Source organism: Vreelandella indica (assembly GCF_037070225.1).
Classification (GTDB): Bacteria; Pseudomonadota; Gammaproteobacteria; order Pseudomonadales; family Halomonadaceae; genus Vreelandella; species Vreelandella arctica.
This window is the reverse complement of sequence record NZ_JBANSO010000019.1, coordinates 22,226-36,820: the sequence shown is the minus strand read 5'-3', so window position 1 is coordinate 36,820 and position 14,595 is coordinate 22,226. Positions and strand designations below refer to the sequence as shown.

15 protein-coding genes are annotated in these 14,595 nt (G+C 53.8%); 11 read left to right on the top strand and 4 right to left on the bottom strand.

The window, feature by feature from the left end; all coding sequences use genetic code 11:
- The first annotated feature begins 9 nt into the window (after positions 1-9).
- Positions 10-732 (top strand): TVP38/TMEM64 family protein, encoded by a 723-nt coding sequence (locus V8L71_RS13795; RefSeq protein WP_336270006.1) that lies wholly within the window; start codon positions 10-12, stop codon positions 730-732.
- On the opposite strand, the gene V8L71_RS13790 is transcribed toward V8L71_RS13795, so the two are convergent.
- Together V8L71_RS13790 and V8L71_RS13785 are read right to left on the bottom strand one after the other, a co-directional pair.
- Entirely contained in the window at positions 714-2,960 is a 2,247-nt protein-coding gene (locus tag V8L71_RS13790; protein WP_336274471.1) for a glycosyltransferase, read from the bottom strand. The genes V8L71_RS13795 and V8L71_RS13790 overlap by 19 nt on opposite strands.
- Before the next feature lie 109 nt (positions 2,961-3,069).
- Positions 3,070-3,498: a secondary thiamine-phosphate synthase enzyme YjbQ gene (locus V8L71_RS13785; protein ID WP_336274470.1), complete on the bottom strand. Its 429-nt coding sequence runs from the start codon at positions 3,496-3,498 to the stop codon at positions 3,070-3,072.
- Between the two features lie 140 nt (positions 3,499-3,638).
- Between V8L71_RS13785 and V8L71_RS13780 the strand changes: the two genes are divergently transcribed.
- On the top strand, positions 3,639-4,175 hold the full coding sequence (locus V8L71_RS13780; protein WP_336274469.1) for a lipocalin family protein: 537 nt from the start codon (positions 3,639-3,641) through the stop codon (positions 4,173-4,175).
- Here V8L71_RS13780 and V8L71_RS13775 read toward each other — a convergent pair whose 3' ends face one another.
- The gene (locus V8L71_RS13775; protein ID WP_336274468.1) at positions 4,176-5,102 is read right to left on the bottom strand and encodes a LysR family transcriptional regulator; all 927 of its coding nucleotides are present in this window, start codon (positions 5,100-5,102) and stop codon (positions 4,176-4,178) included.
- Positions 5,103-5,285: 183 nt separating this feature from the next.
- Between V8L71_RS13775 and V8L71_RS13770 the strand changes: the two genes are divergently transcribed.
- Both V8L71_RS13770 and V8L71_RS13765 read left to right on the top strand, forming a co-directional pair.
- On the top strand, positions 5,286-6,359 hold the full coding sequence (locus V8L71_RS13770) for a tartrate dehydrogenase (RefSeq protein ID WP_336270116.1): 1,074 nt from the start codon (positions 5,286-5,288) through the stop codon (positions 6,357-6,359).
- A gap of 159 nt (positions 6,360-6,518) precedes the next feature.
- Positions 6,519-7,547 (top strand): SMP-30/gluconolactonase/LRE family protein, encoded by a 1,029-nt coding sequence (locus V8L71_RS13765; protein ID WP_336274467.1) that lies wholly within the window; start codon positions 6,519-6,521, stop codon positions 7,545-7,547.
- A 76-nt stretch (positions 7,548-7,623) separates the two neighbouring features.
- On the opposite strand, the gene wrbA is transcribed toward V8L71_RS13765, so the two are convergent.
- Positions 7,624-8,223, bottom strand: coding sequence for an NAD(P)H:quinone oxidoreductase (gene wrbA, locus V8L71_RS13760; protein ID WP_336274466.1), 600 nt, complete (start codon positions 8,221-8,223; stop codon positions 7,624-7,626).
- A 202-nt stretch (positions 8,224-8,425) separates the two neighbouring features.
- On the opposite strand from wrbA, the gene V8L71_RS13755 reads away from it, so the two are divergent.
- The 7 genes from V8L71_RS13755 to V8L71_RS13725 all read left to right on the top strand — a co-directional run bounded on the left by V8L71_RS13755 (position 8,426) and on the right by V8L71_RS13725 (position 14,530).
- The gene (locus V8L71_RS13755) at positions 8,426-8,866 is read left to right on the top strand and encodes a hemerythrin domain-containing protein (protein WP_101147790.1); all 441 of its coding nucleotides are present in this window, start codon (positions 8,426-8,428) and stop codon (positions 8,864-8,866) included.
- A 199-nt stretch (positions 8,867-9,065) separates the two neighbouring features.
- A complete protein-coding gene (locus V8L71_RS13750) occupies positions 9,066-10,043 on the top strand; it encodes a succinylglutamate desuccinylase (protein WP_336274465.1) in 978 nt (325 codons plus the stop codon).
- Positions 10,044-10,272: 229 nt separating this feature from the next.
- Positions 10,273-11,043 carry an ABC transporter ATP-binding protein gene (locus tag V8L71_RS13745; protein WP_336274464.1) on the top strand — a complete coding sequence of 257 codons (771 nt, stop codon included), beginning with the start codon at positions 10,273-10,275 and terminating at the stop codon, positions 11,041-11,043.
- 15 nt (positions 11,044-11,058) lie between these two features.
- Entirely contained in the window at positions 11,059-11,760 is a 702-nt protein-coding gene (locus tag V8L71_RS13740; protein ID WP_240719572.1) for an ABC transporter permease, read from the top strand.
- Between the two features lies 1 nt (position 11,761).
- Entirely contained in the window at positions 11,762-12,493 is a 732-nt protein-coding gene (locus V8L71_RS13735) for an ABC transporter permease (protein WP_336274463.1), read from the top strand.
- A 143-nt stretch (positions 12,494-12,636) separates the two neighbouring features.
- A complete protein-coding gene (locus V8L71_RS13730) occupies positions 12,637-13,416 on the top strand; it encodes a transporter substrate-binding domain-containing protein (RefSeq protein ID WP_336274462.1) in 780 nt (259 codons plus the stop codon).
- A gap of 316 nt (positions 13,417-13,732) precedes the next feature.
- Positions 13,733-14,530: a transporter substrate-binding domain-containing protein gene (locus tag V8L71_RS13725; protein ID WP_336274461.1), complete on the top strand. Its 798-nt coding sequence runs from the start codon at positions 13,733-13,735 to the stop codon at positions 14,528-14,530.
- Positions 14,531-14,595 lie beyond the last annotated feature (65 nt).

Genomic DNA, 14,595 nt, shown 5'->3' with positions numbered 1-14,595 from the left:
GGAGTGGGCATGTCGCGAACATTGAGCAAGGGCGTTGGCCTGGTGGTAGCCGTCGTGCTGTTAGGCGCTATGTGGCATTTGCTACAGCGCTATGACCTACTAACCCAGGCGCGCCTGAGTGAGCTGATCGACACCATCCGCCAATGGCGTAACGCGCCCTGGATGTTTGCGGCGGTGATGTCCGTTTACGCTGGCGCGCTGCTGGTGATGTTTCCGCTTAGCCTACTGGTGGTGGTGACAGGCTTACTGTTTGGCCCAGTATGGGGGCTGGCGTACGCCACGCTCGGTACATTGACCTCATCGGTGGTGTCTTATTGGGTGGGGCACTGGCTAGGTCGAGAGGCGCTGATGCACTATGGCGGCCGTCATTTGCGTGGCCTTTCGGGCTATTTGTCCAAACGTGGCATTCGCACCATGACGGTCATTAACCTGTTGCCTCTCGCCCCGTTCACGCTGACGAATATGCTAGCGGGCGCTTTTCACCTTAAGTTCCGCGATTATATGATCGGCTCCACCCTCGGTATTGTGCCGGGACTCGCAGCGGTGATTCTTTTGGGTAGCCAGTTAGGCGCCCTGTTCACTGCGGCCTCCACAAAAGAACTCGTGTTGGCAGGCGCAGGGCTTGCCGCTGGCGTTGGCCTGCTTGTCGGGCTTAAGTACTATACCAGTCAGCGTCACGATGCCAACCGGCGCCAAGCAGCCAAAAAACGACCTCAGCGTGAAGGGGAGTGATATTTCGCAAGCACTTCGGCGTAAAAGGTGGCTACCGCGGTGGCAAAGTTGGCAATATCAAACTCTTCAGCAAAGTGGCTGGCCTGTTTACCCAACTGCTGGCGAAGCTCTGCGTTATCTTTTAGCTCGATGACTTTTTGTCCCCACGCCTGACGATTTTGCGGCGTCTTGAAGCCGTTTACCCCCTGGCGCACCACATCATCAATACCGCTTGAGCGCACCGCCACCACGGGCAAGCCCGCCGACATCGCCTCAAGAATCACCATCCCCTGGGTTTCCGATGTAGAAGCGAACACAAATATATCGCCTAGGTGATAATAAAGCGCCATTTGATCAGGCGGCACCGCGCCCACTAACGTTACCCGTGCAGCCAGTTCTAAGGTATCGATCTGATGTTGAATGGCCTCACGATCTGGCCCATCACCGATGAGCAGCAGATGAAAATCCTCGTGTCCCTGATTCTGCAGCTCGGCGAGCGCTTCCAACATAAAGCCAATATTTTTCTCTTTGCTAATCCGCGAGACGCTAATTAATATTTTGCGCGCGGGATCGATAGCCAGCCGCTCACGCAGCGCTTCCAACTCCCCCACCTCGACATGCGCGAAACGCTCCACATCAATTCCCGTTGGTTGCACCAGCGAGGGCGTTTTAACCCCAATCATGCGGAGGTACTCCTCTGCGGAGTAAGTAGGCACGATCACCCCTTGGCAGCGGTTAGAAAAGTGCTTAATCAGGTAATGCGAGATCAAATTCCGAAAAAGCGCACCGGGTAACGGTACAAAGTGGGCATAGTGTTCCAGGCGGGTGTGATAGGTGTAGACCACCGGCACCTTAAGCCGACGCCCCATAAATAGCCCCATGGAACCAAGCCAGAAAGGATGGTGAACATGAATCAAATCGGGCTTAAAGGCACGCAGGCAGCGGCGAAAGCGCACACTGAACGGGTTGGTTAAACGGAACTCCCTCTTTTCACCAAACGCCATTAAAGTCGGGATACGTTTGATCGCTTTATCGTCCTTCCATGCCTCACGATAACGGGGCACTAGCAGTTGAATCGAGTGCCCTAAATCACGTAAACCATTGCGCAAACGGTCCACCGACACCGATACGCCCGACACAAACGGAAAGTAATTATTGGATACCATCGCCACTCGAAGTGACTTACCCAGGAAAGGCGTCGGATCAATATCAAAATCGGGATAATAATGGCGGTCTTCAAAAATCAGCCGATATAAACGCAGCGCTAACAGCGTCAGCAAGCCAACAATCAGTAAAAAGCGGGTATAGCTGACGTAAAAGAAGGCGTAAACCGTTGATCCAACGCTACTCACTACCCGCCACCAACCGGGGCTATCCACATTTAAACGCACCGGTGCAATGGCGACATTCTCACCTTCTACGTCGACGATGACGTAGTGATGAAAGCTGCTGTCGGCATCAATCAGAATACCGCCCGCACCGCCCGTGGTGACGTAATCCACCCCATTAATCGTCTGCTCTGAAAAGAGCGTTAGGTTAGCGGAGAACACCGTATCAACATCATACTCCTCCGCCAGCGCCATAATACCCTCGGCCAGCCGAGGGTCATTGAGATAGTTGTCGGCTTCAAACAGCGGCGCGTCGCTCACGACGTTGTGCAGCGGCAAACCAATAAACAAAAACCGATGCTGCGCCTCAGAGGCAGCCAGCTCCCTGGAAAGCCAATCAAGTTGCCAAGAGGTGGACGACTTGCCCGTACCGTCCAGGAAGATGAAGTGGCTATCGCCCGCAACGAAGGAGTAGAAATGCGGGCCAAAATATTCATAAAACAGGTAACTACCAAAGTCACTGTCTTCGTTATCACCATAGGTTAGCAAGTAAGGCACATTGAGCTGTTCCAAACTGTGATAGATCGCCTGATAGCTCTCTTGTCGCCCGCCATTAACGGCGTTACCCGCCGAGATAAGAAAATCGATGCCGCCCTGGTTGATGAGCGGCACAATTTCATCTTGAAAGACGCTCACCGAGTTATTGATATTACCCACCACCGCAAAGCGGTAGTCGGTTCGCTCCGCCAATACCTCACGAATATCCGCCACCTGAAGCGTATGGACTGACTCAAATTCAGGCTCTGCTACGTATAGCCAAATTTGGTGCGCAATAAGCACACCCACCAAGGTAAGATTGAGAAAGAAAAACAGCCGCAACCATCGCTGGCGGGAAAGGTGAAAAACAGAGCGTCGTAGCATTTAAAAGCGCTTTTTCAATAGAGAATACAGAATGAACCGCTACTGCAGCGGTTCAAGCCTTAAAACGCCCTAACTATACAGCAACCCCGCGTTCAGGTGATGCACCAGGTTAACCAGCGTCGCACCCGTTTAGGGTGGCCAATAAACGCCGCGGCCCCGCCTGATGACGATGCTCTCCCAGCCATATGCCCTGCCAGGTGCCCAGCGCTAGGCGACCGTCACGCACGGCCAAGGTGAGCTGAGTGCCCAGCAGGCTAGCGGCCACGTGGGCTGGCATATCATCGGGGCCTTCCAGCGTATGGCGAAAATAGGGCAAGTCTTCCGGCACCAGGCGGCGCAGAAAGGCATCTAAGTCGTGGCGCACATCCGGGTCAGTGTTCTCGTTAAGCGTTATCGAGGCGGAAGTGTGCATCAACTGAAGGTGCAGCGTACCAATATGAACATCGTTTAAACACGGCAGCGCCCTGGCCACGTCATCGGTAACAAGATGGAAACCGCGCGCCACCTCGGGTAAATGGATTTCTTGTTGGCACCACATAAACACTCCTGTGTTTGCTATCTCATTAACGACACGTCATCAGCGTGTCCTTCTTATATGGCAAAATGACGACAGAATGTAACGTCTGATAGTACACAACATAGCCGATCGCCAAAGACTCATCGCCAAGGAGCGCTTAAATGAAACATTTGCTAGGAAGCAGCGTCATCAGTATGGCTTTTCTTACCGGCTGCACCGGCATTCCCGAGGGAACCGAGCCGGTTAGTGACTTTGCATTAGATCGCTACCTGGGCCAATGGTACGAGATAGCGCGCCTGGACCACTCATTTGAGCGTGGCCTTGATTGCGTCACTGCCACTTATAGCCTGCGCGATGACGACGGCGTACGCGTGATCAACCGTGGCTACAACCTGGAAGAGCAAGCGTGGGATGAAGCCGAAGGCCGCGCCTACTTTATTGCTGATAAAAATGTGGGCCGTTTGAAAGTGAGCTTTTTTGGCCCCTTTTACGGCGGCTATAACATTCTTGAACTTGACGATGACTACCAGTGGGCGTTGGTAGCGGGACCTAACCGAGACTACCTATGGATACTCTCGCGTACACCGGAAATGGATAGCGCGACGGAGTCCCGCCTGCGCCAGCGTGCAGCGGAGCTGGACTTTCCTACCGATGAACTGATCGATGTCGCCCAGGGCGAAGCCTGCCCTAATCGCTAGTCAGGAAGACTCCGGCAGCGCCGACACCCGCCCCGCCATCTCCTGCTGAACAAAGGCAATAAAAGCACGCAGCCGGGCGGGCACATGCCTGCGCTGCTCATAGACCGCATAGAAATCCGCTCGTACACTCTGCCAGCCAGGCAGCAGTTCAACTAACGCGCCGCTGGCAAGGTGCTCGTTTACATCCCACCAAGAGCGCAGCATCACGCCATGGCCGTCCAACGCCAAACGGGTAATCACCTCACCATCATTGCTGGCTAACCGGCCACTAACTTTTACCGTTTGCTCCTTTTTGGACGGCTCGCTGCGTTCAAAGCGCCATAGCGGAAAATCACTGTCGTTCTCACGAATGACTAGGCAAGCATGCTGCTGCAAATCAGCCGGTGTCTGAAGGGGCGACGAGTAAGCGATATAGCCAGGCGATGCGCAGAGTATGCGTCGATTCGCTAAAATGCGTCGCGCGACTAAACGCGACTCTGGGGGTTCACCCACACGAATGCCGATATCAAAGCCGTGATCGCTTAGGTTGAGCGGAAAGTTGGTGAGCTCTAGCCAACCCTCTACCTCGGGATGCTCAGCACAAAAACGCGACAGTAACGGCGCAATATGGCGGCGGCCAAAGCCAAATGTGGCATTAACACGCAACCGACCACTAAGGGCTTGGTTGGAACGCTCACCCAGGGAGCTCTCCAACTCGGCAAGCTCATCCAAAATGAGCGTGCCACGGGCAAGGTAGCGCTCGCCCTCCGCCGTCAGCGTCAACCGCCGAGTGGTACGGGCGGCCAATTCGACCCCCAAACGCGCTTCTAAAAGTTTCAGCCGCTTACTCACGGCGGAGAGCGATAGCCCCAATTCACGGGCGGTTGCCGTTAAGCTGCCCGCCCGTGCCAGGTGTTGAAAAAACGCCAAATCATCCAGTTGTGCCATACACCCCTTAGCCACTCTTCACTTTTACGCAACAATAGCTTGAATAGTAGCCTGATTATCTCTATAAAAATAGCCGCTACACTCTATTCAGTACTTACCAGACCTAGTACTTACCAGACCTAGTACTTGCCAGACCCAGTACTTACCAGCAATTGTCAGCCACTAACAAGAGAAGGAAGCACCATGGCTCATCGTATCGCCATTATCGCCGGCGACGGCATTGGTACCGAAGTCATGCCCGAAGGCATTCGTGCCCTCGAGGCAACCGCCAAGCGTTTTAATATCGACCTTGAGTTCACTACTTTTGAGTTTGGTAGCTGCGACTACTATCTCGAACACGGCAAGATGCTGCCGGATGATTGGTTTGAGCAGTTAAAAGGCTTCGATGCACTGTTTTATGGCGCAGTCGGCTGGCCCGATAAAGTACCTGACCATATTTCCCTATGGGGCTCGCTGCTGCAGTTCCGCCGCCAGTTCGATCAGTACATCAACCTGCGCCCCTGCAAGCTGATGCCCGGCATTAAAAGCCCGTTGGCAGGCCGCGAACCCGGCGATATCGATTTCTATGTAGTGCGTGAGAACACCGAAGGCGAGTACTCAAGCGTTGGCGGCAAAATGTTTGAAGGCACCGACCGTGAAGTGGTGATTCAAGACACGGTTATGACCCGCACCGGCGTGGACCGTGTATTGAAGTACGCCTTTGAACTGGCTCAAACCCGCCCGCGCAAAAAGCTTACTTCTGCCACCAAGTCCAACGGCATTTCCATCACCATGCCGTACTGGGACGAGCGCGTCGTCGAAATGGCGAAGGGCTACCCTGAGATCGCGGTGGATAAATTCCATATCGATATTCTGACCGCCAATTTCGTCCTTCACCCAGACTGGTTCGATGTGGTCGTGGGCAGCAACCTATTCGGCGATATCCTTTCCGACTTGGGCCCCGCCTGCACCGGCACAATCGGCATTGCCCCATCAGCCAACATCAACCCAGAAGGCCACTTTCCCAGCCTGTTTGAGCCGGTACACGGCAGCGCACCGGATATCGCTGGTAAAGGCATCGCCAACCCTATCGGCCAGATCTGGTCAGGTGCCATGATGCTTGAGCACCTTGGCTACAAGGAAGCCGGTGATGCGCTGGTAAGCGCCATTGAGGAAGTGTTGAGCGCAGGCGACAGCCAAGTTCTCACCCGCGATGTGGGTGGCCAAGGCACAACGCAAAGCTTAGGCAAGGCAATTGCTGACGCTATTACACGCTGACGTTCATCTGCTATAGCGATTGTCTGCCCGGCTGAGTCCAACCGGGCAGACAATGTATGTTTTTTACACGCCTATGTTCTACATTTGCCCTGAAGGTGAAGAAAACGTCAGTTTCACTTCGCTCGTAACAACATCAACAAACAAACTCAGGATAATGCTATGAAACTTGGACGCCGTCAGTTTCTCTCGGCAACGGCCGCTCTGGCCGCAGTCGGTACTTCCCCCCAGCTGTTTGCCATGCAGGCCTCGCCAGGGCCCGCTCCCGCTCGCTACCCCATTGATGCCTGGAAAGTTGAGGATCAGCGCTTCAGTGACTACATGATCTTCAATAGCCCGCTGGAGCGCCACTGGAGTGGCGGGCTATGGACAGAGGGGCCGGCCTGGAATGCCGTGGGCCGTTACGTTGTGTTCAGCGATATCCCCCGAGCCAAGCAGATGCGTTGGGACGAAGCGACTGACCAGGTCAGCGTTTTAAGAGACAAGGTTGGCCACTCTAACGGTAATACCTTTGATCACCAGGGCCGGCTAATTGCTTGCGAGCACTACCCTTCTCGGGTGTTACGCTACGAATGGGATGGCAGCACCACGGTGCTTGCCGAGCGCTATCAAGGCAAGCCACTCAATGCCCCCAATGACGTGGTGGCGCTCCCGTCGGGTGGTGTGATCTTTACCGATCCCGGTTACGGCGCCCACTTCGACTATGAGGGCAAGAAGCGTGATCTGGAACTTGAAACCGCTATCTATTACGTCGATGACAGCCTTGATGAACCTATCCTGCTGACCGACGATATTTTTAAACCCAACGGTATTGTACTAACACCGGATGGCAAGGGTTTCTACGCCAGTGACAGTGCCCCCACCCATTTCGATGAACCCGCGCGAATTATTCGCTGGACGCTTGGCGAAGATGGCAAAAGCGTCAGTGACCGCCAAGTGGTCGTTACCAGCGAAGATACCATTTTCGACGGTATGACCTGCGACATGGATGGCAATATCTGGTCGAGCGCCAACGGTGGCGAAGGTATTGATGGCGTCGTGGTTTTCTCGCCGGAAGGCACGCTGCTGGGGCGGGTTTTGCTGCCTGAAGTCTGTTCCAATGTATGTTTTTCTGGTGCGAATCGTAACCGGTTATTTATGACCGCCAGCCAATCCGTTTACACCATTTACACCGCGGCACGCGGCGCCTAGCAGTGTCGATATCACCCATAAAAAAGCCTCGCTGGACAATGCCAGCGAGGCTTTTACGTTATGAACTACCACTTCATCAGCTGGCTAGTTTAGCCGCTGTCTTGGCGACTAGCTCACCCTGGAAACGAGCAATTTTGAGCTCGCGCTCATCGGGCTGGCGAGAGCCATCGCCGCCAGCAAGGGTCGCAGCGCCGTAGGGCGTGCCGCCGCTCACTTTGGAAATATCGAACTGCTCTTCAAGGCCATAACCAATCGGCACAATGATCATGCCGTGGTGGGCGAGCGTGGTCCAAGTTGAGGTAATGGTCATTTCATCACCACCGCCGGTACCGGTGGAGGTAAACACACTGGCTACCTTACCGCGCAGAGCGCCTTTGGCCCACAGGCCGCCGGTTTGATCCAAGAAGGTACGCATCTGACCCGTCATGTTGCCGAAACGAGTGGGCGTACCAAAAATAATCGCATCGTAATCAGCAAGCTCTTGCGGTGTGGCTTCAGGCGTATCGTAATCCTGCTTGCCGCCTGCGTTTTTAAAGGCTTCCGCTGGCATGGTTTCAGGCACGCGCTTAACGGTGACTTCAACGCCACTGACGCTTTTCGCGCCCTCTGCAACGGCGTGCGCCATCGTATCGATATGACCGTACATGGAATAATAAAGTACCAGTACCTTTGTCATTGCTATCTCCTTGGCTTCATTTTGCGGTGCGATGGGCTTAAACCCAGTTAACGATAACCCCAACATAGCGCACTCAAGCGTAGTTAAAAGCGAATGTTTTCGTCCGCGGGCATCGATTTCATCGACGAACGGCAGCTTGCACTTTACGCAAACCCCCACTAGCTTTGGTCTTGCCTACCTAAACGTATCCAAGGAGTCTGGAATGACGATTTTTGAAGCCCTGCGCAAGGATCATGATATTCAGCGTGATCTGCTTGCCCGCTTGATTGAGACTCATGGAGATAGCGACGAGCGCGACTCACTCTATAAGCAAGTGAAAAAAGAGCTGCATGGTCATGCGGCAGCCGAAGAGCGCGCTTTCTACATCCCGCTGATGGAAATGGATTTGACCCAGGAAAAGGCTCGTCACAGCGTGGCCGAACATCATGAAATTGATGAACTTATAGAACTTCTCGATGAAACCGACTACAGCGCCACTAATTGGCTGACCCATGCTAAACAGCTACAGCATTTAGTGACTCACCACCTCGATGAAGAAGAGCAGGAAGTATTCCAGCTGGCTGGCCGAGGTCTACCAGATAAACAAAAAACCTCCCTTGCTAGTGAGTATCAGCAGGAAATGGAGCGCCAGCGCTCAGCGTAACTCGACACGCAGCTTGAAAAAGCGCTCATGCATCGCATGGGCGCTTTTTTTGATGCCGGTTCCCTTATGCTTTTCACGAATACGCTGGGCTTTTACATGCGAACGACCTAGTGTCTTGTGACATACGGTTAGCGTGGTAATGCTAGGCTCACTTTTTATAACGACAACGACACTAAAAACAGAGACTAAGGAGCTGACAATGCTAGGCCAATGGCTCGACTGGTCGCTTGACGGGCAGCTCCCGGACAAAAAGCAAGGCGTCTTCCCAAGCGGTAGCTACCACTTGTATGCACCGGGCGTTTTGGAGCTCACACCGAATACGGCAAGCCACGCGGCCCACGCGTGCATTTTTTCAGCGGCTATCCACGGTAATGAAACCGCGCCCGTTGAACTGATCGGTGAATGGCTCAGCCGCCTGGAAGCCGGTAGCGCCATACTTGGCGCGCCCGTGCTGGTCATCCTTGGGAACCTACCCGCGCTTAAAGCACAGCAGCGGTTTATGACCACTAACCTGAACCGGTTGTTTAAGCGTGAATTACGCGCTGAAGGCGAAGAGCCGGAACGCGCCCGAGCATTAATGGCCGCCGTGGATAACTTTTACGCCCGCCATTCAGGGCTACCCAAACTGCACTACGACCTACACACCGCCATCCGGGATAGCCGTTATCCCCGCTTCGTTGTCGAACCATTTGCCGACTCCTCTACCGACGCTGAGCAATGGGGGTGGCTCGCCGCTGCGGATATGCAGGCGGTGCTACACCAACATCAGCACAGCTGGACATTCTCCCACTACAGCAAGCACTATCACGCCGCCCAGGCCTTTACGTTTGAACTGGGCCGCGTGGCGCCCTTCGGTCAAAACGATTTGGCGTCTCTAAAACCGATGCTTGCCCTGCTCACAGCGTTAAGTGAAGGACACTCCCCGGCCCACCAGCCAGCCTCGCAAATGCAGTTTTTTAAGGTACAGCATGAGTTGATTCGCCACTCAGATGACTTTCAGCTCTGTTTTGCCGAAGACACGGCCAACTTCAACCGTTTTGAGCCTGGCACCCTGCTGGCGCAAGATGGAGAAGCTGGAGAATTCCGAGTGGGCGATACGCCCCTTCACGTGGTCTTCCCTAACGCCAATGTAGAAGTAGGTGCCCGTGCGGCGCTGTTGGTGGCACCGGTTACGTAGGGTTCAGCGTTAAGGCCCTCCAAAAGATCATCCTAGTGTTAGAGAGATTGACAATAATAATGGTGAGGCGATAACAGGCTGCTCGGCGTTGGTACAACTAACGTCGAGTGTTTAATGTGATAAGTAGGGCGCGCATTATTCGTCCAGCCTGATAGAATCGCCCCTTTTTTCGCGCCAGCCGCATCAAACCAACCAGTTGCTGCGGCAACTCTGTACTGGAGCCAATGTTATGGCCGCTACGCCTACTCCCCTTGAAGTGCGTAATATTAAAAAGCGCTTTGGCGATACGGAAGTTCTGAAAGGACTCTCACTACAAGCTCAAAAGGGCGACGTGATAACCCTGATTGGTGCCTCTGGGTCGGGTAAAAGTACTTTTTTGCGCTGCATGAACTTGCTTGAACAGCCTGATGATGGCGACCTCATTGTCCACGGCGAACCCATTCGTTTTAAAACCACCAAGCACGGCCGCGAGCCCGAAGATTGGAAGCAGGTGGTACAAATGCGTGCCAAGCTCTCCATGGTGTTTCAAAGCTTTAACCTGTGGGCCCACATGACGCTGCTGGAAAACATTATTGAAGCGCCGATTCATGTACTGAAAAAGCCCAAAAAAGAGGCCTTGGAACACGCCCACGCCCTGCTCGAGCGCGTCGGTTTAACAGCCCGTGCCAATGCCTACCCGGCGCAAATGTCCGGTGGCCAGCAGCAGCGTGGCGCCATTGCTCGCGCCCTGGCGATGGACCCGGAAGTCATGCTGTTTGACGAGCCTACTTCGGCCCTCGACCCAGAATTGGTGGGCGATGTTTTAAAAGTCATGCACGGGCTGGCCGAAGAGGGTCGCACCATGGTGGTAGTAACCCACGAGATGAGCTTCGCCCGTGATGTCTCCAGCCAAGTCATCTACCTTCACCAGGGTTTGGTGGAAGAAGCGGGGCCGCCGGATCAAGTATTAGGCAATCCACAGTCACCCCGCCTGCAGCAATTTCTGGCTCCCAAATACTGATCCGCGAGGCTCACCATGATTGATTTGCAAGGTTATGGGCCCCGGCTGATCGAGGGGGCTGGCGTCACTATTCAATTGGCGGTGTTATCGCTGATTTTAGCGATTATTTTGGGACTGCTAACCGCCACCGCCAAGATGTCGCGTAATTGGTTTTTAAGGCGAACCGCCACGGTTTACACCACGCTGATTCGCGGCGTCCCTGACCTCGTTTTAATGATGTTGCTGTTTTTTGGTGGCCAGATCGGCGTCAACGCCATCAGCGATATGCTCTATTACAACTACGAGATCGATATCTACATTAACTTTAATGCCTTCGCCGCTGGTGTGCTGACCATTGGCTTTATCTTCGGCGCTTATATGGGTGAGACCTTTCGCGGCGCCTTTATGGCGGTGGATAACGGGCAGATCGAAGCGGGCAAGGCCTACGGCATGAGTAGTAGCCTGGTATTTCGCCGCATTCGCTTTCCGCAAATGATGCGCCATGCGCTGCCGGGACTCTCCAACAACTGGATGGTCCTGCTCAAAACCACTGCGCTGGTGTCCGTTATCGGCTTAACCGACATGGTGCGCGTGGCCGCTGAAGCCTCTCGCGCTACCCACGAGCCGTTTACCTTTTTGCTTCCCGTCGCCGTGGTTTACCTGCTGATCGCCAGCGTATCCGAGTGGATATTTGCGCGGCTGCAAAAACGCTACGACATCGGCTTTGGAGGTCAGTGACATGCTCGATATTTCCGCTTGGTTCAATGACCTGCTCGCTGGCAATACCATTTTTACCGCCGATACACTGGGTTACTACTGGGAAGGCTTGGTCACCACCACTCAGTTAGTGTTTTTATCACTGATTGCGGGGTTAATTATCGCCGTGCCGCTAGCCATTATGCGCAGCTCCAAGCACAAATGGATTAGCTTGCCGGTTTACCTGTTCACCTATGTATTTCGCGGTACGCCACTGCTGATTCAGCTCTATATCATCTACTACGGCGTGGTGTTTATTGACGGCATTCAGGAAACCTTTTTATGGCCTGTGCTACGTGAGGCCTTCTACCCGGCCTTAATCGCTTTTACGCTGAACACCGCCGCCTACACCACTGAGATTTTCCGGGGTGCCATCAAAGCTACCGCGCAAGGCGAGATTGAAGCTGCCCGCGCCTATGGCATGTCGCAAAATATGATGATGCGGCGCATTATTTTGCCCAGCGCCTTTCGGCGCGCCCTACCCGCCTACGGCAATGAAGTGATCTTTATGCTCCACGCCAGCGCTATCGCCAGCGTGGTCACATTGATGGACTTGACCGGTGCCGCTCGCTTTGTCTATGCGCGTTACTACGCGCCATTTGAAGCGTTTTTGTTCGTAGCCGCCATTTACTTGTGCTTAACGTTCGCGATTTTATTCTTCTTCCGCTATTTGGAAAAAAAGCTGCTGGCACATCTACGTCCACAAGATGCTTAATCATGTAAAAACAATGAAACCGTCAAACAAACGTTGGTTCACTGGCGGGCAAGCTCTTTTCGTCAACGCCAACCTGGGGTAGTTTAATAGCTGTTCAACAAATACTACTCGCTCTTTGTATCCGCTTTATACGGAGTAACAATATGAAAAAACTACTATCTCTTTCACTGCTGGGCCTGGCCATCGCTGCCGCTTCCTCAGCACAGGCACGTGACTACGACAACGTACGTATCGGCGTTGACGTTCCTTACGAGCCGATGGAGTTCCGCACCGCTGAAGGCGAGCTTACCGGCTTTGATATCGACCTAGGCAACGAACTGTGTGACCGCATGGGCGTTACCTGTGAATGGGTCGAGCAAGAGTGGGATGGCATTATTCCTGGCCTGATGTCACGCAACTACGATGCCATCATGTCGTCGATGACTATTAACGACGAGCGTCGTGAGCAAGTGCTGTTCTCTGACCCCTACATCACCATGCCGTCAGCATGGTTTGCGGCTAGCGACCTAGGTATCAGCGAAGCGACGACAGAAACACTGGAAGGCATGACCATCGGCGTTCAGCGTGGCACCCTGCAAGATAACTACGTGACTGACAACTTCAGTGACGTTGCAGAAATCAGCCGCTACTCCACCGCTGATGACATGGTGTTGGATATGGAAGCCGAGCGTCTGGACATCGTGTTCCTCGACTTCCCGATTGGCCAATCCACCCTACTGGAAAGCGAAGAAGCTGAGTACGTAGTCGTCGGCGAGCGCATCAGCGAGCCGAAAGAGTACTTCGGTGACGGCTTTGGTATCGCCTTCCGTCAGCGCGACGAAGCCCTGGCTGAGCAGTTCAACGAAGCCTTAGCTGAAGTGCAGGAAGACGGTACTTACGACGAAATCTACACCCGTTATTTTGGTGAAGAAGACGCAGAGTAATTGCTCTCTCCTCCCCGGCTGAAACGTCGGGGAGGTTTTTAGGCGATATTGTTCTATGACCTATACCCTTCCCTTGCTAGCGCAGTTCTCAAGCGCGCAACGCCCAGGCACGAGCTGCTACTTTGACAGCTTTTACCTGAGCGAGTGGTTCGACGAATAGCCTTCCCCCTTTGGCACGCCCGTGCCATTCCACGCCCCTGCGCGTGACTATTGCCGTGTATTCATAACACACCGCAACCCCTGCGCTTGGCGCACTTAAAAGCCTTTGCGCGTTGTAACACCCACTAACTAAAAAATTGTTTTCAGGAGACTGACTATGCGTTCTGCAACGCTGACACTGGCCGCTGCCTTGGCGGTCGGTTTAACGACGTCGTTTGTTTCAATTTCCGCCACCGCACGTGACTACGACGAGATTCGTCTCGGCGTCGATGTGCCCTACGAACCCTTTATGTACCGCGAAGCCGACGGCACACTCACCGGCTTTGAGATCGAACTGGGTAACGCCGTCTGCGATCACCTTGAAGTGAGTTGTACCTGGGTTGAACAGGATTGGGATGGCATTATTCCCGGCCTGCTGGCACGTAACTACGATGCCATTATGTCGTCTATGGCGATTACCGAAGAGCGTGCCCAGCGCGTGCTATTCTCAGAAGCCTACTACACCACCCCCAGCGCATGGATCACCACCAATGAGCACGACATCAATATTGAGGATCGCAGTAGCCTGGAAGGCTTAACCGTGGGCGTACAGCGGGCCACCCTGCAGGATAACTACGTCACTGAGCTATATGGAGATATCTTAGAGATCCGCCGCTATACCGGGGCCGATGACGTGGTCACCGACCTTCTTGGCGGACGCCTGGACCTCACCTTTATGGACTATCCTATCGCCGAAGCCACTATTGATATTGACAGCGAAGGGAGTGACTTCCAGCGCATCAGCGATTTTATTAAACAGCCTGAGCATATTTTCGGCCAAGGGGTTGGCGTGGCATTTCGTCCTCGTGATGAAGCGTTGGCCGAACGCTTTAACGAAGCGCTGCGTGCCATAAAAGACAATGGCACTTATGATGAAATAATGAACCGTTACTTCAACTACGACGTGCGCCTGTAAGCACACGAAGGGTGTGATAACGCCGACCTTCGGGTCGGCGTTCTTATAACCTGAATTCAGAAAAC